Annotated in this window: 23 protein-coding genes; 22 read left to right on the top strand and 1 reads right to left on the bottom strand. The window is 50.5% G+C overall.

The features are described 5' to 3' along the window. Positions 1-34: 34 nt before the first annotated feature. The 4 genes from OCU14_RS06170 to OCU14_RS06155 all read left to right on the top strand — a co-directional run bounded on the left by OCU14_RS06170 (position 35) and on the right by OCU14_RS06155 (position 5,278). Positions 35-1,216, top strand: coding sequence for an AI-2E family transporter (locus OCU14_RS06170; protein WP_261810256.1), 1,182 nt, complete (start codon positions 35-37; stop codon positions 1,214-1,216). Beyond that, complete coding sequence (locus tag OCU14_RS06165; protein WP_261810255.1) at positions 1,203-2,060, top strand: methyltransferase domain-containing protein; 858 nt, start codon at positions 1,203-1,205, stop codon at positions 2,058-2,060. The genes OCU14_RS06170 and OCU14_RS06165 overlap by 14 nt, the downstream gene beginning before the upstream one ends. Positions 2,061-2,420: 360 nt before the next feature. Beyond that, entirely contained in the window at positions 2,421-2,933 is a 513-nt protein-coding gene (locus OCU14_RS06160; protein WP_057879420.1) for a tRNA (cytidine(34)-2'-O)-methyltransferase, read from the top strand. Positions 2,934-2,956: 23 nt separating this feature from the next. Beyond that, entirely contained in the window at positions 2,957-5,278 is a 2,322-nt protein-coding gene (locus OCU14_RS06155; RefSeq protein WP_261810254.1) for an FtsK/SpoIIIE family DNA translocase, read from the top strand. A gap of 146 nt (positions 5,279-5,424) precedes the next feature. On the opposite strand, the gene OCU14_RS06150 is transcribed toward OCU14_RS06155, so the two are convergent. Then, the gene (locus OCU14_RS06150) at positions 5,425-5,547 is read right to left on the bottom strand and encodes a DUF4044 domain-containing protein (RefSeq protein WP_125545224.1); all 123 of its coding nucleotides are present in this window, start codon (positions 5,545-5,547) and stop codon (positions 5,425-5,427) included. A gap of 220 nt (positions 5,548-5,767) precedes the next feature. Here OCU14_RS06150 and OCU14_RS06145 point away from each other — a divergent pair, with 220 nt between their 5' ends. The 18 genes from OCU14_RS06145 to OCU14_RS06060 all read left to right on the top strand — a co-directional run bounded on the left by OCU14_RS06145 (position 5,768) and on the right by OCU14_RS06060 (position 23,887). Continuing rightward, positions 5,768-6,121 (top strand): DUF3397 family protein, encoded by a 354-nt coding sequence (locus OCU14_RS06145; RefSeq protein ID WP_261810253.1) that lies wholly within the window; start codon positions 5,768-5,770, stop codon positions 6,119-6,121. A gap of 202 nt (positions 6,122-6,323) precedes the next feature. Beyond that, positions 6,324-6,755 carry a division/cell wall cluster transcriptional repressor MraZ gene (gene mraZ / locus OCU14_RS06140; RefSeq protein ID WP_057879417.1) on the top strand — a complete coding sequence of 144 codons (432 nt, stop codon included), beginning with the start codon at positions 6,324-6,326 and terminating at the stop codon, positions 6,753-6,755. Between the two features lie 21 nt (positions 6,756-6,776). Continuing rightward, on the top strand, positions 6,777-7,721 hold the full coding sequence (rsmH, locus tag OCU14_RS06135; protein ID WP_261810252.1) for a 16S rRNA (cytosine(1402)-N(4))-methyltransferase RsmH: 945 nt from the start codon (positions 6,777-6,779) through the stop codon (positions 7,719-7,721). Between the two features lie 42 nt (positions 7,722-7,763). Continuing rightward, complete coding sequence (gene ftsL, locus OCU14_RS06130) at positions 7,764-8,159, top strand: cell division protein FtsL (protein WP_057879415.1); 396 nt, start codon at positions 7,764-7,766, stop codon at positions 8,157-8,159. Then, positions 8,159-10,321 carry a penicillin-binding transpeptidase domain-containing protein gene (locus OCU14_RS06125; RefSeq protein ID WP_261810251.1) on the top strand — a complete coding sequence of 721 codons (2,163 nt, stop codon included), beginning with the start codon at positions 8,159-8,161 and terminating at the stop codon, positions 10,319-10,321. Before ftsL ends, OCU14_RS06125 begins: the two co-directional genes overlap by 1 nt. 21 nt (positions 10,322-10,342) lie before the next feature. Then, a complete protein-coding gene (mraY, locus tag OCU14_RS06120) occupies positions 10,343-11,314 on the top strand; it encodes a phospho-N-acetylmuramoyl-pentapeptide-transferase (protein ID WP_373875076.1) in 972 nt (323 codons plus the stop codon). A 91-nt stretch (positions 11,315-11,405) separates the two neighbouring features. Then, positions 11,406-12,785, top strand: coding sequence for a UDP-N-acetylmuramoyl-L-alanine--D-glutamate ligase (gene murD / locus OCU14_RS06115; RefSeq protein WP_261810250.1), 1,380 nt, complete (start codon positions 11,406-11,408; stop codon positions 12,783-12,785). A 1-nt stretch (position 12,786) separates the two neighbouring features. Further along, a complete protein-coding gene (murG, locus tag OCU14_RS06110; protein WP_261810249.1) occupies positions 12,787-13,881 on the top strand; it encodes an undecaprenyldiphospho-muramoylpentapeptide beta-N-acetylglucosaminyltransferase in 1,095 nt (364 codons plus the stop codon). 39 nt (positions 13,882-13,920) lie between these two features. Continuing rightward, positions 13,921-14,778: a cell division protein FtsQ/DivIB gene (locus OCU14_RS06105; RefSeq protein WP_261810248.1), complete on the top strand. Its 858-nt coding sequence runs from the start codon at positions 13,921-13,923 to the stop codon at positions 14,776-14,778. Positions 14,779-14,919: 141 nt separating this feature from the next. Next, a complete protein-coding gene (gene ftsA, locus OCU14_RS06100; RefSeq protein ID WP_261810247.1) occupies positions 14,920-16,248 on the top strand; it encodes a cell division protein FtsA in 1,329 nt (442 codons plus the stop codon). Positions 16,249-16,272: 24 nt separating this feature from the next. Continuing rightward, the gene (gene ftsZ / locus OCU14_RS06095; protein ID WP_261810246.1) at positions 16,273-17,526 is read left to right on the top strand and encodes a cell division protein FtsZ; all 1,254 of its coding nucleotides are present in this window, start codon (positions 16,273-16,275) and stop codon (positions 17,524-17,526) included. Between the two features lie 35 nt (positions 17,527-17,561). Next, entirely contained in the window at positions 17,562-17,993 is a 432-nt protein-coding gene (locus OCU14_RS06090) for a cell division protein SepF (RefSeq protein ID WP_057879407.1), read from the top strand. Positions 17,994-18,005: 12 nt separating this feature from the next. Continuing rightward, a complete protein-coding gene (locus OCU14_RS06085; RefSeq protein ID WP_057879406.1) occupies positions 18,006-18,287 on the top strand; it encodes a YggT family protein in 282 nt (93 codons plus the stop codon). A gap of 25 nt (positions 18,288-18,312) precedes the next feature. Beyond that, the gene (locus tag OCU14_RS06080) at positions 18,313-19,092 is read left to right on the top strand and encodes a YlmH family RNA-binding protein (protein WP_261810245.1); all 780 of its coding nucleotides are present in this window, start codon (positions 18,313-18,315) and stop codon (positions 19,090-19,092) included. A 19-nt stretch (positions 19,093-19,111) separates the two neighbouring features. Continuing rightward, positions 19,112-19,813, top strand: a complete 702-nt coding sequence (locus tag OCU14_RS06075) for a DivIVA domain-containing protein (protein ID WP_261810244.1) — start codon at positions 19,112-19,114, stop codon at positions 19,811-19,813. Between the two features lie 360 nt (positions 19,814-20,173). Further along, entirely contained in the window at positions 20,174-22,984 is a 2,811-nt protein-coding gene (gene ileS / locus OCU14_RS06070; RefSeq protein ID WP_261810243.1) for an isoleucine--tRNA ligase, read from the top strand. 134 nt (positions 22,985-23,118) lie between these two features. After that, entirely contained in the window at positions 23,119-23,343 is a 225-nt protein-coding gene (locus OCU14_RS06065; protein WP_125546862.1) for a cold-shock protein, read from the top strand. Position 23,344: 1 nt separating this feature from the next. Beyond that, complete coding sequence (locus OCU14_RS06060) at positions 23,345-23,887, top strand: NUDIX hydrolase (protein ID WP_261810242.1); 543 nt, start codon at positions 23,345-23,347, stop codon at positions 23,885-23,887. Positions 23,888-23,892: the final 5 nt, after the last annotated feature.

Raw genomic sequence — 23,892 nt, 5'->3', positions numbered from 1 at the left:
CAATATACCCACTTTAATAACGGAAGTGAAGCCTTTGAAGACAGAGTCTCATAAAAATCGGTCGTGGTTCTGGAACTGGGTGGTTAATAACCGCCTGGTCTCTGGATTAACAATCACGCTCCTCATTTTACTCATTTTGTTAGTCCTAAGTAAAGTCCCATGGCTCGCAACACCCATCGTTTTAGTCTGGCAGATCGTGGGACTGCCCGTTATCATTGCGGGCGTCTGCTTCTACCTGTTGAATCCGGTGGTGGATCGACTGGAAAAACGGGGGATTGGTCGAACTTGGACAATCACGGGGTTGTTTGTGATTGTAGCTGTGCTGCTAGTCTGGGGAATCGGTAGCTTGATTCCTATGGTGCAGAAACAATTGACGACCCTGATTACGGAATGGCCACACTATTGGCGCCAAGTGTCCGGGACCGTGTCACTGTGGCTTCAGGATGACCGACTAAGTGGGCTAAAGTCACAGCTGGATCAGTTCAATCAACAGCTTTCGGATAGCTCCTCCACGGCGGCCTCGAGCTTAGCAAAGACGACCTTTTCATCAGTTGGGAGTATTGTGAGTCGGGTGGCCTCGGTCGTTGTCGCCATTGTGACCGCACCGTTTATCCTCTTTTATCTCCTACGAGATGGCCACCAGTTACCAGATCACTTGGTCAAGATTTTACCGATCAAGTACCGGAAGACGACCAAACATTTGTTGGTGGAAATGAATCGTCAGGTTAGTAACTATGTTCGCGGACAATTAATCGTGGCCTTCTTTGTGGCCGTACTATTCTATGTGGGTTTTCTAATCGTCGGGTTGAAGTTTGCGCTATTACTTGGAATTATGGCAGGGGTCTTGAATCTGGTTCCGTATCTCGGATCGTTTCTGGCCATGATTCCCGCGGTCGTGGTGGCGGCATTCATGTCACCTTGGATGTTGGTTAAGGTGCTGATTGTCTTTGTGGTGGAACAAACCGTTGAAGGTCGATTCATCTCACCACTGGTATTGGGGAGCTCCTTAAAGATTCACCCACTAACCATTATCTTTATCCTGTTGCTCGCCGGGAAGGCCTTTGGGGTCCTCGGAGTGGTTCTGGGAATCCCAGGCTATGCCGTGATCCGCGTTGTGGCTACGGAAGGGTTCCACTGGTATCAAAATTTTGCAGGCGGATACGTTGAAGTCCCGCCAGTCACGGAAAAGGAAGCAAATTCAGATGAAGAAAATTGATGAGGCGGCGGCCTTTCTAACCGCGAATACGGGTCTGTTTCGGTGCCCGGTCTGTCTGACGCCATATGATGCGGTTGATGGCCACAGTCTCGTATGTCCGAATGGGCATCGCGTGGACCTCTCTAAAAAGGGAACCCTGTACTTCATGCAGCGTTCGGTCGCTAGCGAATATGACAACGACATGTTAGCCGCTCGCCGCCGCTTGCTACAGGCAGGACTCTTTGCCGGAATTACCCAGGCGTTCGCTGCGAATATGCCCGCTACACCCCAGACCATTCTCGATGTTGGTTGTGGGGAAGGCACGCCGCTAGCCGATGTGTTGGCCCAGCGTGGTCAACGAGACACGGCCATTGGATTTGACCTCTCGAAGGCCGGGATTAACCTGGGGACACAATTAGCCAGCTCGGCCTTCTTCTGTGTCGCCGATCTAGCCAAGATGCCCTTTAGTGATGGGGCCTTTACGACGGTTCTCGATCTGTTTTCACCCTCGGCCTATCAGGAATTCAATCGGGTACTGGCACCGGGTGGGCAACTGCTAAAGGTGATTCCCAATTCAGATTACCTGATTGAGTTGCGTCACAGTATCTTCCCAGCAGGGAGTGCGCACGCCACCTACGACAATGGGAAAGTCTTGCGCCTCTTCGAACAACATTATCCTAATGCGACGTCAAAACGGATTCGCTACCAATTCCCAGTATCTACGGCCTTGTTTAGTGATTTAACCGTGATGACCCCGATGCACTGGGGCGCGACGCCGGAACGCTTGGCTGCTATCCAAGCCAATCCGTTCGATAGTATTACCGTTGATGTCACCTTGCTGATCGCGCAGAAAACCGCTGAATAACGGGCATTGTGCCTGGAGCAGGGCGCTTGCACGGCTCACAAAGCGGTGTTATATTGAACATGAGAAATCGTTTGGCAGTCGACATCAGTGGCTCACTGTTGGTGGCTGACAAGTTGCACTTCACTAAAGCAGCCCCTCGCCGTTTCAACACCGAGGAACTGCTTTTTTCTATGACAGGGGATGTTAGGTCCGTGAAATTCGTAGAATTTTCCGGTTGAGCTGGGCGTACGCAACCCTAAAATAGTCGGGATCGTCCCTTGTCAAAGCGCGTCAGACGTGACTATAATAATGAGACGGTGCGAGGAAAATTGTCTCGCAAATCGGAAGACAGACTTAACCAGCAGAACGGAGAAGAGAGTTATGACGAATCATATTGCCTTATTCGAACCATTGTTTCCGGCTAATACAGGGAACATCGCCCGGACCTGTGCGGGAACCGATACTATTTTAGATTTAATCAAGCCTTTGGGGTTTTCCGTGGACGACGCCCACTTGAAGCGCGCCGGCCTCGACTACTGGGATAAGGTGGATGTTCGGTATCACGAGAACTTGCCAGCCTTTATGGATTCGATTCCGGATCTGTCCCAGCTCTACTTAGTGTCAAAGTTTGCAGATCAGGACTATACGGATCCCGATTACCAACTTAATGACAACGATCATTACTTCCTTTTTGGGAAGGAAACAACGGGGTTACCCGAACCCTTTATGCGGAAAAACATGGAGAAATGTATTCGAATTCCACAAGATGACAGTCATATTCGCGCACTGAACCTATCGAACTCGGCCGCCATTGTCATCTATGAAGTCTTGCGTCAGCAGAGCTTCCCAGGATTGGAGCGGGTCCACCAATATCCGCACGATAAGCTGAAATAATTGGATTGAAAGGAGGCCGTTCTTTGGCGACCAAACGAAAAACAACGCGCCGCAAGCCTACCAAACGGCGTCCAACTAAACGGCGACGTACCAGTCACCAGCCGTTCCCTTACACCAGTAACGTCATTGGCCTCATATTAATCGCACTGGTGGCCCTGGGGCTCTTTCATCTCGGGCTGCTAGGAATCCTTTGTGCTAATTTGGTTCGCTTGTTCCTGGGGGACAGCTACCAATTTGGGTTGGTTGTTCTGGGAGCCTTAGGTGCAGCCTTGTTAATTACCGGAACTTGGCCGCACATTAAACGTCACTATCTGTGGGGCGGCGGCCTGGTCTACGCCGGCTGGTTACTGTGGATTACCGCGACGCACTTTGTGACGGTCAATCAGCATGCCCAGTTTCTCTCAACGATCTGGCACGCTGGGCTAGCCGATCTCTTTACTGGTGGGCTGACGAGTCAGCTCGGTGGCGGGGTGATTGGGGCCCTGGAACTGAGCGTCGTGGCGTGGTTAATCGCGTTAGTGGGGGCACAAGTTGCCGCTTGGATCATCATGGCGGGTGGGGTTATCGTGTTCTTCCAGATTCCCTTTGCCGACCTACAGCGCTGGACGAGTACGGCCTGGAGTTGGCTGTCTAAGGGGATGCATGCCAGTGGTCAAGCCCTTAAACGTGGGGGTGCGGCGGCTAAGCAGAAGCATCAAGAGCGGGCACGAAAGCCGCAACCACAACCGACGGCCATCGTCGACCCCGAGAAAAAGGATCTGCCCGAACCGAAGCCCCAGCCAAAAGAAGAACCGAGCTATCATATCACGGTGGCCAATGACCGACCGACGACTAAGCCTCAGACCAAACCGGTCGAGGAGGAGTCAACGCCTGACGTGGCGCCTGACTTAACGAGCGGGACACCGGTTGATCCCAATTACAAATTACCAACAGCGGATCTGTTGAAACAGGTCCCACCGACCGACCAAACGGATGAGGTCAATGCGATCGATGCTAATACCAAGATTTTAAAACAGACACTCGATAGTTTTGGTGTCGATGCCGAGGTTAAGAACGTCAGTCTGGGGCCATCGGTGACAGAATATGAACTCCATCCCGCCATTGGGGTGAAGGTCTCTCGGATCGTGAACTTGGCCGATGATCTGGCCCTGGCCTTAGCGGCAAAGGGCATTCGGATCCAAGCACCAATCCCTGGGAAGTCCTTGATTGGGATTGAAGTGCCCAATAAGGAAGTCTCGACCGTTGCCTTTCGTGATGTGGTCGAGGCTCAACCGGCTCATCCGAACAAACCACTAGAAGTGCCATTAGGGCGCAATGTGACGGGAGAGGTTGTCACGATGGACCTCACCAAGATGCCACACTTGCTGATTGCTGGGGCAACCGGTAGTGGGAAGTCCGTGGCCATCAATGGCATTATTACCAGTATGTTGATGAATGCCCGGCCAGACCAAGTGAAGTTGATGCTAATTGACCCCAAGAAGGTCGAACTGAGTGTCTACAATGGGATTCCCCATTTATTGACACCAGTGGTTTCAGAGCCGAAGAAGGCCGCTCGGGCGCTACACAAGGTCGTGGCGGAAATGGAACGGCGTTATGAGTTGTTCTCCCAGTTCGGTCAACGCAAGATCTCCGGGTACAATGCCTTCGTTCGCAAGGCCAATGCCCAAGATGATCAAGCTCGGCCAACGTTACCGTATATCGTAGTCGTCGTGGACGAATTAGCCGATCTGATGATGACGGTGTCAAACGAAGTTGAAGATGCCATCATCCGACTCGCCCAGATGGGACGGGCCGCCGGGGTTCACATGATCTTGGCGACGCAACGGCCATCTGTCGATGTCATTACCGGATTGATTAAGGCTAACGTGCCGTCTCGGATTGCCTTTGCGGTTTCCAGTGGGATTGACTCACGAACAATTCTCGATACTAACGGTGCTGAAAAGCTGTTGGGTCGGGGAGATATGCTCTATCAACCCGTCGATGCCAATTCACCGGTCCGTGTCCAGGGGGCGTTTATCCCCGACGAGGACGTGGCGAACGTTGTGGACTTCATCAAGCAGCAACAGACGGCGGAATATGATGAAGACATGATGGTGACCGATGAGGAACTCAAACAGGAGGAAGCTGGTGACAGCGATGACGACCTGTTTGACGATGCCTTGGCTTTCGTGGTAGATCAACAGAAGGCTAGCACGTCGCTGTTGCAACGTCGGTTCCGGATTGGTTACAATCGGGCGGCTCGGATCATGGATGATCTGGAGCAGCGCGGGTATATTGGACCTCAGGAGGGGAGCAAGCCCCGCCAGGTTTACAAGCAACCGGATAAGCCTGATCCCAATGAATAGAAATTAAAAAATACCGTCATCAGAAATCGAAGTCATTCCGATTTCTGATGACGGTATTTTAAGTTAGCGTCAGTTTGTTTGTTAAGTGAGCTTGGTAAATACCAGCATAAAAAAACGCTACCCTGCGAACAAAGGTAGCGACATGATTAGCCCATCCAGCCGAGGGATGCAATTGCCCCGAAGACTAAGGAGCCGATAGTTGCGATAATCATGATCCAAACGAAAACGTTGGTAATTTTTTGAAATGTTGATTTCTTTTTCTTTTCCATGCGCGAATAGCCACCTCTTTGCGTCCCAATTTACTCAATTAGTTTACCGTGGGTGGGGGTGAAATGCAACAGTCGCGGCAAAGTTGTCAACGAGTTGTTATAAAAGTGAATTGCAACTGATGGTGGAAATCCCTATAATATAACGAAGAGTCGCCGGTGCACACCTGCCTTGGGTAGCGTCAGCGATACGATTAGAACAGAAGTCGTGGGGGGAAGTTGCATGTCGTTTTGGGCGTCACCAGCCGGAAAACTGGTCATACTGGTCATTGGCTACATCATTTTTCGTGGGGTGAAACGATTGCTCGGACACCGTTGGCCGACAGGCTTGAGTGTCTGGGATCTCATGGCACCGCTATTCTTGTTCTGTGCCTTGGCACTGATCCCGCATGGGGCGGGCGTTGTGCTCCCCTGGTTGGTCATTGGTTGGATGGCGATTGGTATCTTGGTCACCATCATTCAAGCCGTTCAGGACCACGAAATTATCTACCCGACGTTCTTTAAAACTTTCTGGCGATTAACCGACTTATATTGGTTGCTAGGGTTTATGGTTTGTTTCCTGTTAGCCATTAGCTAATTTTATGCATAAATATAAATAAACTTGACTAAGAACCCAGTTTTTTAGGGTCTTGGTAAAGGGCTTTCAGCCACGGTGAACAAGTGTTCGCCGTGGCTTTTTTGGTGCAAGTGGGGAAATTTATAAAAATTCGGAAACGTTGTGGTAGAAAGTGGGGGGGTGTGGTAAACTTGACAATAGTTACAAATAGGGGGTAATGGTCATGTTCATGGGTGAATTCGAGCATTCAATTGATGCCAAGGGCAGACTTATTATTCCCGCTAAATTTCGCGACCAACTTGGGGAACAATTCGTGGTTACCCGGGGGATGGATGGTTGTTTATTCGGCTATCCAATGACCGAGTGGTCGGCATTACAAGAGAAATTGAAAGCCTTGCCAGTGAACCGTAAGGATGCCCGGGCCTTTGTCCGGTTCTTCTACTCCGCGGCGACTGAATGTGAGCTCGACAAACAAGGCCGAATTAACTTACCAAAATCGTTACGAGACCATGCCGCATTGGCTAAACAATGTGTCATTGTGGGTGTGGCTAATCGTTTTGAAATTTGGAGTCAGGAACGGTGGGAGACTTTCTCTGCCGCTGCCGAAGAAGACTTCGATGATATCGCCGAAAATCTGATTGATTTCGGCATGTAGCTAAAGGAGAGGAGAGTGTTTATGGAAGACTTTCATCATGTAACGGTACTGCTCAAGGAAGCGGTGGCTGGTTTAGCCATTAAGCCAACGGGAATCTATGTTGACTGCACTCTCGGCGGCGGCGGTCATAGCCAACGCATTCTGGAGCAGTTGACGACAGGTCACTTATACGCGTTCGATCAGGACCAGACCGCAATTACATACAATCAAGAACACCTTAAAAAATATCTCGACAGTGGGAATCTAACGTTTATTAAGAGTAATTTCCGTGACATTAAGGCCGAGTTAAATGCTCGGGGCGTGACCGAAGTCGATGGCATTCTCTATGACTTAGGGGTTTCCTCACCACAGTTTGACGAGGCTGACCGCGGTTTCAGCTACCAGCATGATGCGCCACTGGACATGCGCATGGACCAGAGTGCAGAACTTACCGCTTGGATCGTGGTTAACGAATGGAAGTTCAATGACTTGATGCGGATCTTCCACCGATACGGTGAAGAGAAGTTTGCCAAACCGATTGCTAGAGCCATTGAACGGCATCGGGCAGAGGCCCCAATCGACACGACTGGGCAGTTGGTCGACATCATCAAGGAAGGGATTCCCGCGGCGGCACGTCGTCACGGGGGCCATCCCGCCAAGAAGGTCTTCCAAGCCATCCGAATCGCTGTCAACGACGAATTAGGGGCCTTGGAGGATTCACTCGAACAAGCTGTCGGATTAGTAGCGCTCCATGGTCGTATCAGTGCCATTACCTTCCAGTCGCTTGAAGACCGGTTGGTGAAGACCATGTTCCGCGAACAGTCCTCATTGCCAGAACTCCCCCACGGAATTCCGGTAATTCCCGACAACTTGCAGCCAGATTACAAGTTGGTTAACCGCAAGCCGATTTTACCTTCTGAGGAAGAATTGGCGGCTAACCATCGTGCCCACAGTGCAAAATTACGAATTTTAGAAAAAATTAAGTAGTTTATACAATCACTAAATATTGACATAGGAAGATGATCAATTATGGCGCAAAATAACTTAGCTGAAGCGGTTCCTCTCACAGCCGAACCCCAACAACGCCCCAACATAGAACAACCTCAACGACAGGCTCAACCCGTCAGTGATCCCACACCGTCGGGCAAACGCCTGCCATTCTCCAAATTTGAAAAGTGTTTAATGACCGTTTGTGGCCTGGTTTTGGCCTTACTAATGGTAAGTGTTGTATCCACTAAAATCGCGATGTCCAATACCGTTCACGACCTTCAAAGTATCAATAATTCTGTCACGACGTATCAAAATCGCAATACCAACGCGCAACAAGAAATAAATGAGTTGCAGAGTCGTAGCCGGCTTGATAAAATTGCCAAAAAGCAAGGCTTGACCTTGGAAAATGACAGAATAAGGAATGTTAACAAATAATGAATGATTCTCAAAAGCGACAAATGACAAATAAGCATCCGCGCAGAAATCGGAAGAGTTTCGGTATTTTTCTTTTTTGCCTTTTCCTTGGTGTGTTTATCTTGATCGTTGGTCGCTTTTCGTATATCTCCATTGGGAAAAAGGTTCAAAACGTGAACCTCAGTACCTCAGCTCAGAAGCTCTATACAGCTAATGAAACGCTGAAGGCTAGACGGGGAACGATATACGATGCCAACGGCCAAGCGATCGCTGAGGATACGAGTGTGTACTCCCTCTATGTGGTGCTGGACAAACGACAGAAGAGTGTCGATGGCCAGAAACTCTATGTGACCAATAAGGAAAAAGTGGCTGACGTGCTCGCCAAGTATCTACCGATCAGTCGGAAGAAAGCCTTGGCAACATTGAATCCGAGTTCCGGGCATCCGTTCCAAGTTGAATTTGGGACGGCGGGTCAGAATATTTCGTTGACGACCAAGCAAAAGATTCAGGCCAAACATCTCAGTGGGGTGAACTTCATTCAACAGGAGTCTCGCCTATATCCCAATGGGGTCTTTGCCTCTCATCTGATTGGTTTGGCTCAGGCGCAGACAAATAAGGCCGGACAAACAACACTCACGGGGTCGATGGGCCTGGAGCAAGCTTTCAACAAGGAATTAACGGGAACAAATGGGTCCCAGAAGATTAAAAAAGATATGTACGGTTATCAGTTGCCAGGGACTAAGCAGAAGGCTAAGAAGGCCAAGAATGGGGATAACGTCTATACGACGCTGGATACCCGGTTGCAGACGCTTCTGGAAACTGAGATGAGCCAGGTTCAGGGACAGGTCAAGGCCAACTCGATGAATGCTGTCCTCATGAACGCCAAGACTGGGGCCATTTTAGCGGCGACTCAGCGGCCAACATTTAACGCGACGACCAAGAAAGGGCTCGACAAGGTCTGGCGGAACACATTGGTTCAAGATGCCTACGAACCCGGATCAACTATGAAAATTTTCACGCTGGCATCATCGATCGACAGTGGGAATTACAACGGCAATGCCACGTATCAATCTGGTAAATACACCATTGGAAATCAAGTTGTGCCTGACTGGAATACGGCGGGCTGGGGGACGATCACCTATAACAAGGGGTTTGCTGTTTCCAGTAACGTTGCCATGGCCCATTTGGAACAACAGATGGGTCACAAGACGTGGAAGAAGTACATCGACCGATTCCACTTCTTGAAGAGTACCAAGTCAGGACTGCCAGGTGAATTGACCGGGAGTATCGCCTTTCAACGACCAATTGAACAGGCCGATACCGCGTTTGGTCAAGGGATTCAGGTCACGGTCTTCCAAATGATGCAGGCGCTTAGTGCCGTCAGCAATGATGGTAAGATGATGAAGCCTTACGTGATCAGTAAGGTCGTCGATCCTAACACCAACAAGACGGTCAAGGCTTATGGACCACAGGCTGTATCCAATCCTATCTCCGCGTCGACGGCGAAATCCGTTCGGAAACACATGGAAGATGTCGTTTATAAGAAGTACGGTATTGGAGCCGACTACAAAATGAGTGGGGAACGGGTTGCCGTCAAGACGGGGACAGCACAAGTCAGTTCTGGGAAGTCCGGGTATCTCTCCGGGGATGACAACTACCTGTATTCCGTAGCTGCCATGGTGCCGGCGAGTCATCCGAAGTACGTCATGTATATCACAATGAAGCAACCGCATCTGGGGAGCAAAACGGCGACTCAGCTATTGGCTTCCATCATGAAACCTGTGATGGCTCGGGCCTTACAAGAGGATACCGAGACCACGAATGCGAAGGAAAACAAGATGCCATCGGTTACCGGACAATCGGTAGCGAGCGCAACCCAGGCCCTAACCAAGGCTGGGGCGACCGTCACAACTCTGGGCACTGGACAAAAAGTTCAAAAACAGTCAGTAACGGCTGGAACCACGTTATACCGGGATCAACGGGTCTTCATCAAGACGGGCGGTACTGTCGCTCTGCCAAGTTTGACCGGCTGGTCGAAGGGTGATGTGGTAAAATTAGCACAGATTGAAGGCTTAAAGCTGAACGTGACTGGCGACGGGTACGTCACCAAGCAGAGTATCAAGGCAGGTACCACGGTGGGGTCTGGCGCCACGTTAGCGGTCACTTTACGCCAAAATAAATGAGAATGAGGATTGATTGGAACAATGATGACTATTTTGTTACCCCTGGTGGGTAGTTTTCTAATTACCGTGGCATTTATGCCCGCTTTAATTCGTTACTTCCGTGCCCGGCATGAAGGCCAAATGATTCGTGAAGAGGGCCCGAGCTGGCACGAAAAGAAGTCCGGGACGCCAACCATGGGTGGGTTGCTCTACATGATTGCGATTGTGGTCATGACCCTGGCAACGAGCTGGATAGTCCAGCCGCACCACGTCTTACCAACCACGTGGATTTTGTTATTTATCCTCGTATTGTATGGGGGCTTAGGTGCCTGGGATGACAGTATCAAGTTGTTCCATCGTCAAAATGAAGGACTCAAGGCTTGGCAGAAAATGCTCGGCCAGATTGTTGGGGCCCTCATTTTGTTCTGGGTTTACACCCATGAACAGTTACCAATGGCGCTCCACGTTCCCGGATTCGGGGATTGGACGATGAGCGGTTGGTATGCGCTCTTTATTATTGTATGGTTGGTTGGTTTCTCCAATGCGGTGAACCTCTCTGATGGTCTGGATGGCTTGGTGAGTGGGTTGGCTAGCATTGCCTTTGCGGCCTATGGGGTCGTGGCCTTCCAACAACATCAATTAAACATTGCGATTTTTTGTTTCGCCGTAGTCGGCGGTCTTCTCGGTTTTCTCATCTTTAATCACAAGCCAGCTAAGATATTTATGGGAGATACGGGATCTTTGGCCTTAGGCGGTGCCTTAGCGGCAGTTGCCATCCTGTTACACCACGAATTATCCCTGTTGTGGATCGGGTTGGTCTTTGTGATTGAGACGGCGAGTGTTATTTTGCAAGTGGCCTCATTCAAACTAACAGGTAAGCGAATTTTCCTCATGAGTCCCATTCATCATCACTTCGAAATGTTGGGGTGGAGCGAATGGAAGATTGATTTTACCTTCTGGGGAATTGGATTAGTTACCGCAGTTAGTGGTGTTTGGGTCATGTTAGCAAACTAACGACTGAAGACTAATGGGCTAGCTTGCTCGTTAGAGTCAAGCTAGCTTTTTTATATCAGGTATAAGAAAGAAATGGAGAGCGAACGGAGTTATGAAGCAGATTAAGCGATATGAGGGTAAGAAGGTCTTGGTTCTGGGACTCGCAAAGAGTGGAACCAATGCAGCTAAATTACTAAAACGATTGGGTGCCGTGGTCACGGTGAGTGATGTTCAGCCATTAGAGCAGAATAAAGACGCTCAGGAGCTCGAACAAGCGGGGTTTAAGGTCATCTTAGGGTCACAGACCCCAGACCTCTTAGACGCCGGCTACGACCTTATGGTGAAGAATCCTGGCATCTCTTACGATGTGCCAATCGTCAAGAAAGCTTTAGAGCTCAAGCTGCCGATTATCACTGAAATGGAACTGACAGGCGAAGTAGCAGATGCTGAGTTGGTCGCGGTGACCGGGAGTAACGGGAAAACCACCACGACGACAATGATTCAAAAGATGTTGGAACATGATCGGCAGGCCGGCCATGCCCGCTACGCCGGTAACATCGGCGTACCAGCTAGCATGGTGGCTCAAAAACTGACAGCTGAGGATACGTTGGTTCTCGAAGTCTCTAGCTTCATGTTGGTGGGGACGACCGAATTTCACCCCCATATCGCCGTTTTGACGAACATCTTCTCCAATCACTTGGATTATCACAAGACGCGAGCTAACTACGTCGCCGCCAAAATGAAGATTACGGCCAACCAAACGGCCGACGATTACTTCGTGGTCAACTTTGACAATCCAGAATGGCGAGAATTAAGCACCCATTCAGCCGCCAAGGTGGTGCCGTTCACGCGGCAAGATCAGTCTGAAGATGGGGCTTACGAGCGTGAGGGTGTCTTGTATTTCCGCGGTGAAAAGATCATGGCCGCGGCCGACATCAAGGTTCCCGGCGATCACAACGTCGAGAATGCCCTGGCAGCTATCGCGGTTGCCAAGATTAAGGGGGTCAGCACGGCCGCTATTGTCAGTGTTCTCAAGAGCTTCGGTGGGGTTCGGCATCGGACCCAGTTCGTGTTAGAGGCCGAGGGTCGGCAGTATTACAACGACTCCAAGGCAACCGACATGGAAGCAACTGAGATGGCCTTGAAGGGCTTCAAGGCCCCCGTAGTGCTCCTAGCTGGTGGCCTCGATCGGGGCTACACCTTTGAGAAGATGGTGCCATCCTTCAAGGACCACGTGAAAGCGATCATCCTCTTTGGCCAGACGGCTAAATTACTGGAAGATACAGCTAAACAGGCGGGAATTCCAACGATTCGCTTAACCGAGAACGTTGAAACGGCCGTCCCATTGGCCTATGAACTTAGCGAACCGGGAGATATCGTCTTACTCTCACCGGCGAACGCAAGCTGGGATCAATACCCGAACTTCGAGGTTCGGGGGGACCGGTTTATCAAAGCCGTTGAACAGTTGACGGGTAAGCAGGAGGAAAAATAACATGCGATTAATTGTATCTGGTGGGGGGACCGGGGGTCATATCTACCCGGCACTCGCCCTAATCAAAGCCTTAAAGAAGCGTGACCCTGATGCAGAGGTCCTCTACGTGGGGTCTGAACGGGGACTGGAAAGTTCCATCGTGCCGGCCAAGGGAATTCCCTTCAAGTCAACTAAGATCCAAGGGTTCAAACGGTCGCTTTCATTTGAAAACTTCAAGACGGTTTACCTGTTCTTGAAGAGTGTCCACGAGACCAAGAAGATGATTCGGGAGTTCAAGCCCGACGTCGTGGTCGGTACCGGGGGTTACGTTTCCGGTGCCGTGGTCTATGCCGCGAGTCGTCTACATATTCCCACGATGATTCATGAACAAAACAGTGTGGTTGGAATTACCAACCGTTTTCTGAGTCGTTACGTTGACCGGATCGCCTACGTCTTTGACGCGGCTGTCGATCAGTTACCAGCCAATAAGATGGTCAAGACCGGGAATCCCCGGGCGCAGGAAGCTGCCGAGGTGGTTAGCCACTTCAGTTGGTCGGAATACCATTTGCAGGATAATCGGCCAACCTTATTAGTCTTCGGGGGCTCTCAAGGGGCCTTGAAGATTAACGCCGCTACGGTGGCAGCCATTCCTGCTTTCAATCAACGCGACTACCAAGTGGTCTTCGTTACGGGGCAGAAGCGTTATGATGGCGTCATGGACCAGTTAAAAGATGTGACGCTCAATGACAACGTCGTCGTGAAGCCTTACATTCCTAACATGCCAGAGGTTTTGCCAAAGGTGGCGGCCATTGTTGGTCGTGCCGGGGCAACTAGCCTGGCTGAAATTACGGCGGACGGGATTCCTTCAATTCTGATTCCTAGTCCGTATGTCACGGCGGACCACCAAACCAAGAACGCCCAGTCCTTGGTTAACGTGGGAGCCGCTGAAATCATCAAAGAAGCTGACTTGACCGGAGAAACCCTAGTTGCCAAGGCCGATCAATTGATGAATGACGATGCACTGCGTCAGGACATGGCCCAGGCATCCAAGCAGTTGGGCGTACCTGATGCCGCCGACCGCGTCTTGGATGTGGTGCTAGCCCTCAAGCGCAACTAGCTAGCCGATTTTATTTCATGAAGCGGGAGGTGACCAGCCATGAAGTTTCGCCTTAACCGGCATGATGAAAAGCAACAACAGTCGTTGACCCCGTGGGAAGATTACCAGCTTCAGGCGGCCGCCAAGAAAAAGCAGCGCCGGACGCCGAACTGGATTCACCAGGCCAAGCGCATTGGCGATAAATTACCACGGTTAAAACATCAACGAAACCGTAAGTTAGTTCGGCGATTGACCATTCTCTTGACCAGCTTCACGGCGGTCATCTTGGTTATGATTTACCTGCTCTGTCCACTAAGCCACTTTCAAAAAGTGACGGTTACCGGTGCGCATGCACTGACGGCCAGAGAGGTTGAGGATGCCGTTCAGGTTCGTTCTGGGGCATCCATCTATTCGTTATTCGGACACACGGCGTCATTTGAGCGTCAGGCCCCGAAACGAAATTCACGAATCAAGCAAGCTAAAATTACCTTTCGCCAACCCAATCATGCGACGATCGCCATCGTTGAATATGACACGGCGGGCTACGTGATGCGGGGAAGCAAGTACGATGAGATCCTCGAAAACGGCGTGGTGAGCGAACAATCTGTCTCCCAGCCGAAGAGTGGCACCCCGGTTTACAGTAAATTTAAGCAGGCGAAAACCCTGCATCGGATGATCTTGCAGTATGCGCGCCTAGATGCCGAAATTAAACGCAGCATCAGTGAAATTCAGGCGGCACCCACGAAGGACAATCCGAACCGGGTTCATTTATTCATGAATGATGGGAATGAAGTCTACGCAAGTATCCCGTCTTTCGCGAAAAAAATGGCGTACTATCCAGGGATTGCGGCGAAGATGAAACAAAAAGGTGTTGTCAATTTGGAAGTCGGGGCGTACTCATATCCCTTCAAGAAATAATTCATTTTGATTGCAGTGACGAAAAAGCGTCAATAAGGCTTTTTCAACCCCTAGTAAATGTGGTAAACTGAAAAATAATTAGGGGAAAAAGCGAATTCATGCAGTGTTGATAGTAGATTAACTTAGGAGGTTCCTTTTTCTATGGATAATTCAGGGATGTACGTTGGTCTCGATATAGGAACCACCTCAATAAAAGTCATTGTTGCTGAGAATGTTAAAGGGCAAATGAACGTTATTGGTGTGGGAAATGAACGTTCGAATGGTGTCAGTCGCGGCGTTATCGTCGATATTGACAAGGCTGCTGAAGCAATTCAGCGGGCCATTCGACAAGCCGAAGAGAAGGCCAGCATCGAGATTCATGATGTGATTGTGGGAATTCCCGCAAATATGTTAAAAATTGAACCATGTAGCGGGATGATTGCCATTGACGATCAATCCCGGGAGATTACCGGTCGGGATGTTCGGAGTGTGGCGGGGGCCGCACTCATTCAGAGCCTGCCACCGGAACGTGAAGTGGTTGAAGTCCTTGCCGATGAGTTTGTGGTCGACGGCTTCGATGGCATCAAGGATCCGCGTGGGATGGTTGGGGTTCGTCTCGAGCTCCACGGCACCCTGTTTACGGGACCGAAGACGATCATGCACAATACGCGTAAAGCAGTCGAACAGGCTGGCTTACACGTTCGGGGCACCGTTATCAATCCGATGGCCCAAGGCATGATGGTTATGAATGATGGTGAACAAGACTTTGGGACCGTCCTGATCGATTTGGGTGGCGGCCAAGCGACTGCCGCTGTCATTCACGACCACCAATTAAAGTACATTGACGTTGACCAAGAAGGGGGCCAATTCATCACCAAGGATATCTCCGTGGTCTTGAATACCTCGATCGACAGTGCCGAGAAGTTGAAGCGTGACTATGGTTACGCCGATTCAAGTCAGGCTAGCGATGAAGACGAGTTCCCTGTCGACGTCGTGGGTCAGAGTCAACCGACGCCGATCTCTGAGAAGTATTTGGCGGAGATTATCGAAGCCCGGTTGGACCAAGTCTTCCAGCGTCTACGCACGAATCTGGATAAGGTTCAGGCGTTAGAATTACCTGGTGGGATTATCCTGACCGGTGGGGTTGCCGCACTGCCTGGGATTACAGATTTAGCTACGGCCGAATTTGGCACCAACGTGCGTGTCTACATCCCAGATCAAATGGGATTGCGTCACCCATCATTTACCTTAGCTTTGGCATTAGTGAAATACTTTGGGGGTCTCAGTGAGATTGACTTACTTATTAAGAGCGCTTTAACAGGCTCGACCCAACTCGCTGACGAGACCGATGAGATTCGACAACGCGAGGCTGTGGAAGATACAGCCAACGACGTTTCGACCCAATCGGCACCGCGTCCAAAGGCAAAACCGAAAGTGAAGAAAAAAAGGGGCGAAGGGTTCCGGAAGTTCTTCAGCGACTTCTTTGACTAACGCGAGATGGAGGAAAAGATAAACATGGAATACTCACTAGATTCTGCTCAAAATCATGGCGCTAACATTAAAGTTATCGGGGTCGGTGGCGGTGGTAACAACGCCGTTAACCGAATGATCACTGAAGATGTTAAAGGTGTCGAATTTATCGTTGCTAACACTGACGTTCAGGCTTTGGAAGCTTCCAAAGCTGAAACTAAAATCCAACTCGGGCCGAAATTAACCAAGGGTCTGGGTGCCGGTGCCAACCCCGAAGTTGGGGCCAAGGCTGCCGAAGAAAGTGAAGAACAGATCACGGAAGCCCTTCAAGGGGCCGACATGGTCTTCGTCACTGCCGGAATGGGTGGGGGTACCGGTAACGGTGCCGCCCCAATCGTGGCTAAGATTGCCAAGGACAACGGGGCCTTAACGGTCGGCGTTGTGACGCGGCCATTTAGCTTCGAAGGCCCTCGTCGTGCCCGCTTTGCGGCCGAAGGGGTCGCAGCCATGAAGGAAAACGTCGACACGTTAATCATTCTGGCTAACAACCGTCTGTTAGAGATTGTCGACAAGAAGACCCCAATGATGGAAGCCTTCCAAGAAGCCGACAACGTCTTACGTCAAGGGGTTCAAGGGATTTCCGACTTGATCACGAGTCCTGGTTATGTGAACTTGGACTTTGCCGATGTGAAGACGGTTATGAAAGATCAAGGGTCTGCCTTAATGGGTATCGGTTCCGCTAGTGGTGAAAACCGCACGGAAGATGCCACTAAGAAGGCCATCTCGTCACCATTGTTGGAAGTCTCCATCGACGGTGCCGAACAAGTTCTGTTGAACATCACGGGTGGTCCCGACTTGTCTCTGTTTGAGGCTCAAGCAGCTTCACAGATCGTGTCGGATGCTGCTACCAGTGACGTGAACATCATCTTCGGGACGTCAATTGACGAAGAACTTGGCGATGAAGTTCGGGTTACGGTGATTGCTACCGGGATCGACAAGAAGCGTGAGGAACGCGAAGCTTCTCACAGTCGCGTTGCCCGTCGTAGCGAACAAAAGGGGTCTAACGACCAACAGAGCCAACCAACGAAAGAAAACGAACAAGATCCATTCGGTAACTGGGACATTCGTGAACCAGCCCACCGTCCAGAACCTAAGCGTTCTACCCAGAGTCATGATGAATTTGCTGGGGTCGACAAGCCCGACTTCAACATCTTCAATCCAAGCTCTGACGATGCCAACGATGATGATGGTAATCGGGGAGAGGACACGCCGCCATTCTTCAAGCGTCGGCGGAAGTAGTCAGTAAAAATTCGTTGTGAGAGGAGTGGCCAACCATGGCGGAAAAGTTTAGTCTCAGTAAGTTTTTCGGAATGGACGATGATTATGACGAAGACTATCAGGAATCGACAACTCCCGTAGTTAAGCCGAAACCAACTGCCCAAACACGGCCGGTTGATAGTCGAAAGGTGGTCGCTATGCGGTCTGCAAAACCTAATTCGAGTCATATTGCGATCTGCGAGCCACGAATTTATTCCGATGCCAAGTCGATTGCTAAGCAACTCACAGCTGGCGACGCGGTTATCGTCAATTTTGCAAGGGTAGATGAAGCCCAAGCACAGCGGATCGTTGACTTTCTAAACGGAACTGCCTATGCCGTCGGCGGCGAAATCAAGCGGGTGGGTGAACAGATCTTTCTGTGCACCCCGCATAATTTCGAAGTCAGCGGGGATGTGGCAGCTAACCTTGGAAATCAGTTCAAACCATAAAGGAGCGATGTTGTGCTGTCGATCGTAAGCTTGATCTTTACGGCGTTAGACTGGCTGGTGCGGGCGTACATACTCCTAATCGTGGTGTATGCGCTACTCAGCTGGTTGCCTGGTGCCTATCAATCTAAATTGGGCCAGGTCATTACACGCCTAGTAGAACCATTTTTAAGCTACTTCAACTTTGCGTCGGTGGGACCCTTGGGCTTCGGTCCAGTTGTGGGGATCATCGTGTTAACCTTGGTTCAATACGGGTTACGTGCGGTTGAAATCATGTTATTCAGAATGATGTTATAAGCTCATTAAGTGAGGAGGGGAAGCTGTGGATGAGAATATAACGCAACACTTTCGGCCGGATGAGGCGCCGTTCATTGACGCCATTGGCGAATGGTTACAACAGGTTGCGGACGAGTATCGCCCGGTTCTCACCCATTTCTTGAATCCTCGTCAGGTGTACATTGCCACCACCTTAGCCCGCCGAGCGGATGTTAAGGTTCAGTTCCGCGGTGGCCATGAGCATGCAGAGATGCGACGGGCCCTGTTCTTTCCCGACTATTTCGAACCCACCGAGGCCGATTTTGAATTGCGCCTATTGCGGGTCGATTACCCGGTCAAGTTTGCCACGCTGCATCACAGTCAGATTTTAGGGACCTTGTTAGGTGCCGGAATTGAACGTGAAATTCTTGGTGACATCTTAACGGATGGCCAAGTCTGGCAAGTGGTAACGGAGAAGTCCATGATGGATTATCTTGTGGGTCAGGTGGATCACATCGGTCGGGTGAAAGCGCGACTGACGCCGGCTGACTTTAACGAGTTGATTGCGCCACTGAACGAGTGGGAGTCCGAATCAGCAACCCTGTCCTCCTTACGGTTGGACAATATTGTTGGAACCGGATTCCACCTCTCCCGTCATCGGGCGAAGGAACTGATTGAGGCGGACCACGTCCGGGTTAACTGGGCGGAAACGACTAAACCAGATTATGAACTCGATGTCGCGGATATCGTGTCCGTACGGGGCTTTGGTCGGGTGCGCTTGGATGAAGTTGCCGGGAAAACCAAGAAAGAAAAGATTCGGGTCACCCTAGCGGTGCTGAAGAAATAGATGCGGAGGGAACAATAAGATGGTATTAAGTCCATTAGACATTCATAATAAAGAATTCGGTACGAAGATGCGTGGTTACAACGTTGATGAGGTCAATGATTTCTTGGATCAGATCATCAAGGATTACCAAATTACGTTGAATCACAACAAGGAATTAGAGGAACAACTCGACTCTGCCAATGGCAAACTCAAGTACTTTAACGACTTGAAAGATTCCTTAAATCAATCCATTCTGGTTGCGCAGGAGGCCGCGGACAAGGTTAAGGCCAACTCACAAAAAGAATCCGAGATTATTATTCGCGAAGCTCAGAAGCAAAGCTCCGACATCGTTTCAGAAGCAACCAACAAGGGTAATCAAATCATGACGGAGGCCTCTAAGCGCGCTAAGAAGTTAGCCGTGGAGACCGATGACTTGAAGAAGAGCACCCGGGTCTTCCGGCAACGTCTTCAGGTGATGCTGGAAAGTCAGTTGGAAGTTGTGAAGTCCAACGACTGGGACAGCTTGCTTAAGGAAGGGTCAATGTCGAGCTACGAAGAGATCAAGAAGGTCGTCGGCGATCGACTTGACAATGGGGCAACTCAGGGCGTAAACTCAACTGCACCGCAAGCAACGGAAGAAGCTCCCGTTCAGGAAGCCCCCGTTACCGATACGGACACTGATCAGGGGGAAACCGTTGTGATTTTCCCAGATAACGATCAGGAACATTACGACCAAAAGTAAATAAAAAATGACAGAGAAATAAGCAGTCTAATCGGATGGTTTTAGCGAGTCGGCGATGGTGAGAGGCCGACACCCGCTCTTTTAGACGGTATCATTCTCCAAGTTCCGTGGCTGAACCTTGAGTAAGCGACGGCGGTTTGCCCCGATACGGCACGCTGAGGGAAGGCAACGGTGTTTGTCTTCTGAAATTTGGGTGGTACCACGAACGATCTCGTCCCTTTTGGGCAGGGTCGTTTTTTGTTTGTCATGAAAGTTTGAGTGGTCACGGCAAGGGGTTGACCGGTGAGCTGAGGCCAGTGACAGGCTTGAGCTCACCGGTTCACCAACCGTGAGAAATGATTTAAAGGAGGAAATGACGGTATGCGAGTGAAAGACACGTTGAACTTGGGTAAAACCAAGTTTAAAATGCGCGGTAATTTACCGGTCAAAGAAGTTGACCGGCAAAAAGCCTGGGCCGAAAACAAGATTTATGAAGCCCGTCAGAAATTAAACGAGGGGAAGCCAACGTTTATTCTGCACGATGGTCCACCATACGCCAATGGCCCAATCCATATGGGTCATGCCATGAACAAGATCTCTAAGGATATCATTGTTCGTTACAAGTCCATGAGTGGCTTCCGGGCCCCTTACGTTCCCGGTTGGGATACCCATGGTTTACCAATTGAACAACAATTGACGAAGGCCGGTTACGACCGGAAGAAGATGTCGACTGCCGAATTCCGTGACCTTTGTCGCGAGTACGCCTTGAAGCAAGTTGACTTACAACGCGATGGTTTCAAGCGTTTAGGGGTTGCTGCTGAATGGGACAATCCATACTTGACGTTGAATCCAGAATTCGAAGCCGCTGAAGTGCGGGTCTTCGGTGAATTCGCCAAACGCGGCCTGATCTACAAGGGCAAGAAGCCCGTGTACTGGTCATGGTCATCCGAATCTGCCATGGCTGAAGCCGAAGTGGAATACCACGACGTGACGTCACCTTCCGCCTTTTATGGTGAAAAGGTCGTTGACGGTAAGGGCGTCCTAGATGACGATACTTACCTCGTCGTTTGGACGACGACGCCTTGGACGATTCCCGGTTCCGAAGGGATCACCATCGATGCCGGTATCGAATATGCGGTGGTTCAACCCGCTGGGGAAGACCGCAAGTTCGTTCTGGCCAGTGACCTGGTTGCCGAAAACGCCGAACGTTTTGGTTGGGAAGACGTCAAGGTCTTGAAGACCGTCATGGGTCAAGACATGGACAACATCATTGCCCAACATCCATTCATCAGCGATCGTAAGCTGGTTGTGATGTTAGGGGACTTCGTAACGACTGAAACCGGGACTGGCTTGGTTCATACGGCCCCAGGTTTAGGGGAAGATGACTTTAACGTGGGTAAGCTCTACAACTTACCTGTGCTCGTTCCCGTTAACGACCAAGGGTATATGACCGCTGAAGCCGGTGAGGACTTCGATGGCGTCTTTTATGAAGATGCAAACAAGATTGCCCTCGACAAGCTGAAGGAAAACAAGGCCTTACTGAACTACATGCCTTACGAACACAGTTACCCATTTGACTGGCGGACAAAGAAGCCGGTCATCTTCCGGGCAACGCCACAGTGGTTCGCTTCCGTGGACAAGATTCGTGATGAAATCTTGGACAGCTTAAAGGATGTTAGCTTCCAACCTGATTGGGGTAAGCGTCGTCTGGAAAACATGATCAAGGACCGTGGCGACTGGGTCATCTCCCGTCAACGGGTCTGGGGTGTGCCATTGCCAATCTTCTACGGTGAAGATGGCGAAGCGATCATCACACCAGAAACGGTCAACCACGTGGCTGATCTCTTTGGCAAGTATGGCTCGAACATCTGGTTCAAGCGCGACGCCAAGGATCTCCTGCCAGAAGGCTTCACAAGTGAACACTCACCAAATGGTGAATTCACCAAGGAAACCGACATCATGGACGTCTGGTTCGACTCTGGTTCGTCACACCAAGGGGTTCTGGCCGAACGGGACTACCTCAAATTCCCAGCTGATCTGTATCTGGAAGGTTCCGACCAATATCGTGGTTGGTTCAACTCCAGTCTGATTGCCAGTGTTGCCGCGACCGGCAAGGCACCATACAAGCAGGTCGTTTCCCAAGGGTTCACCTTGGACAAGGATGGTCACAAGATGTCCAAGTCTATTGGGAACACGATCGCACCGGATGAAATCATCAAGAAGATGGGGGCCGACATCGTTCGTCTCTGGGTAACCTCCGTGGATACCTCTGCCGATGTCCGGGTCTCAACGGAATCCTTCGTGAAGATTTCCGACAGCTACAAGAAGCTGCGGAACACGATGCGTTACCTGTTGGCCAACACCAGTGACTTCGATCCTGAAACGAACGGCGTGGCTTTCGACCAATTGATGGCTGTTGACCGCCACATGTTATACCGGTTGAACGCCTTTACCAAGAGCGTTCGTGACCACTACGAAAGTTATGACTTCTTGAACATTTACAAGGAACTCATCAACTTCGTCGTCAGTGATCTGTCAGCCTTCTACCTCGACTTCGCCAAAGATATCCTGTATATCGAAGCCGAAGACAGTGCCGCTCGTCGCTCAATGCAAACGGTCTTCTACCAGATTGCTGTGACCTTAACCAAGTTGATCACGCCAATCCTGCCTCACACGGCCGAAGAAATCTGGGGCTTCTTAAAGGAACCCGAAGAATTCGTTCAGTTAGCTGAAATGCCGGTTGTGATGGATATGGACGATGTTAACGAAATCAAGGCCGATGGCGTTTCTGCCTGGGACACCTTCATGACGTTGCGGAGCCATGTGCTGAAGGCGTTGGAAGAAGCACGTGACGCCAAGCTGATCGGGAAGGCTGCTGAAGCCCACTTGGATCTCTACATCGATGACGAGACGCGCAACACGTTGGACAAGTTAAACATTGACGTTCAACAAATTCTGCTGGTTTCTGGCTTAGACGTTGCTAAGCTGGACCAAGCCCCAGCCGACGCCTTAACCTTCGACCACATGGCCGTGAAGGTGACCGCCGCTGCCGGCGAGGTTTGTGACCGTTGTCGTCTGACCAAGGAAGATGTTGGCAGTGATTCAGACTACCCACACTTCTGTGCCCGGTGTGCCGCTATCGTTCGGGCTAATTACCCTGAAACGGCAACTGAAGGTTTTGAAGAAAAGTAATCGTTAATTTTTGAACTCCCTGTTTCGACCTTGGTCGGGACTGGGAGTTTTTTGGATCGCGGCCGGTCAAGAACCATTGTTTGCGGTGGGGCGGGCAAGCGAGTATAATTTGTGCTATGTATGGGAGGGATACCATGTTAACCGGAAAAGTAAAGAGTTATAGTGAACAACGCGGCTTTGGCTTTATTACCACGCCTGCCGATGGTGACATCTTTGTTTATTACACGGCAATTATTGGCGAAGGCTTCCGTAAATTGGAAGAGGGCCAAACCGTTCAATTTGTCATCGTCCAAGGAAGTCGTGGCCCACAAGCAGCCAAAGTGACCCCCGTGGTTACGGGGAGCGCTGAGGAGGCTTAACATGGACTTAGAAGAACACGTTGAATCCACCGAGGACTTATATGACGGTGTGATCGTGAAGTTAGAACGGCAACAGGTCCGCCTGCCTAATGGCGATATGGCGACTAGAGAAATCGTTCGTCATGCTGGTGCTGTGGGCATTTTGGCCCTGACAGCGGACAACAAGATGATTTTAGAACGGCAATGGCGGGCACCGATCGCGGCGGCCACCTTGGAAATCCCGGCAGGAAAACTTGATAGCCGAGATGCCGATAACGTGGAACACGCGGTCATGCGAGAACTCAATGAAGAGATCCGTTATCAACCGGGTCATCTAGAAAAGATCACTGGCTTTTATTCCAGTGTGGGCTTTTCTGATGAATACATGACCCTCTTTTTAGCGACTGATCTTAAGCCCGTCACGACCGAATTACCCCGGGACCAAGGGGAAAACTTGGAACTGTTGACCGTATCGAAAGATGAAGCCCAGGCCATGGTGGCTAGTGGTGAAATTAACGATGCCAAAACAATTACGGCCATTTATTACTGGCTGTTACAAAAGTAGGTGAC

The sequence above is a fragment of the Levilactobacillus humaensis genome, assembly GCF_024345185.1.
Taxonomy (GTDB): Bacteria; Bacillota; Bacilli; order Lactobacillales; family Lactobacillaceae; genus Levilactobacillus; species Levilactobacillus humaensis.
This window is presented reverse-complemented; position numbering and strand designations above follow the sequence as displayed.

Excerpts from the sequence above, each read along its gene's own strand:
- rsmH (WP_261810252.1), top strand. The coding sequence starts at position 6,777 with ATGGAAGACTTTCATCATGTAACGGTACTGCTCAAGGAAGCGGTGGCT.
- mraY (WP_373875076.1), top strand. The coding sequence starts at position 10,343 with ATGATGACTATTTTGTTACCCCTGGTGGGTAGTTTTCTAATTACCGTG.
- OCU14_RS06075 (WP_261810244.1), top strand. The coding sequence starts at position 19,112 with ATGGTATTAAGTCCATTAGACATTCATAATAAAGAATTCGGTACGAAG.
- OCU14_RS06150 (WP_125545224.1), bottom strand. The coding sequence starts at position 5,547 with ATGGAAAAGAAAAAGAAATCAACATTTCAAAAAATTACCAACGTTTTC.
- OCU14_RS06125 (WP_261810251.1), top strand. The coding sequence starts at position 8,159 with ATGAATGATTCTCAAAAGCGACAAATGACAAATAAGCATCCGCGCAGA.
- OCU14_RS06060 (WP_261810242.1), top strand. The coding sequence starts at position 23,345 with ATGGACTTAGAAGAACACGTTGAATCCACCGAGGACTTATATGACGGT.
- OCU14_RS06160 (WP_057879420.1), top strand. The coding sequence starts at position 2,421 with ATGACGAATCATATTGCCTTATTCGAACCATTGTTTCCGGCTAATACA.
- mraZ (WP_057879417.1), top strand. The coding sequence starts at position 6,324 with ATGTTCATGGGTGAATTCGAGCATTCAATTGATGCCAAGGGCAGACTT.
- ftsA (WP_261810247.1), top strand. The coding sequence starts at position 14,920 with ATGGATAATTCAGGGATGTACGTTGGTCTCGATATAGGAACCACCTCA.
- OCU14_RS06165 (WP_261810255.1), top strand. The coding sequence starts at position 1,203 with ATGAAGAAAATTGATGAGGCGGCGGCCTTTCTAACCGCGAATACGGGT.
- murG (WP_261810249.1), top strand. The coding sequence starts at position 12,787 with ATGCGATTAATTGTATCTGGTGGGGGGACCGGGGGTCATATCTACCCG.
- OCU14_RS06090 (WP_057879407.1), top strand. The coding sequence starts at position 17,562 with ATGGCGGAAAAGTTTAGTCTCAGTAAGTTTTTCGGAATGGACGATGAT.
- ftsZ (WP_261810246.1), top strand. The coding sequence starts at position 16,273 with ATGGAATACTCACTAGATTCTGCTCAAAATCATGGCGCTAACATTAAA.
- OCU14_RS06145 (WP_261810253.1), top strand. The coding sequence starts at position 5,768 with ATGTCGTTTTGGGCGTCACCAGCCGGAAAACTGGTCATACTGGTCATT.
- murD (WP_261810250.1), top strand. The coding sequence starts at position 11,406 with ATGAAGCAGATTAAGCGATATGAGGGTAAGAAGGTCTTGGTTCTGGGA.
- ileS (WP_261810243.1), top strand. The coding sequence starts at position 20,174 with ATGCGAGTGAAAGACACGTTGAACTTGGGTAAAACCAAGTTTAAAATG.
- ftsL (WP_057879415.1), top strand. The coding sequence starts at position 7,764 with ATGGCGCAAAATAACTTAGCTGAAGCGGTTCCTCTCACAGCCGAACCC.
- OCU14_RS06065 (WP_125546862.1), top strand. The coding sequence starts at position 23,119 with ATGTTAACCGGAAAAGTAAAGAGTTATAGTGAACAACGCGGCTTTGGC.
- OCU14_RS06105 (WP_261810248.1), top strand. The coding sequence starts at position 13,921 with ATGAAGTTTCGCCTTAACCGGCATGATGAAAAGCAACAACAGTCGTTG.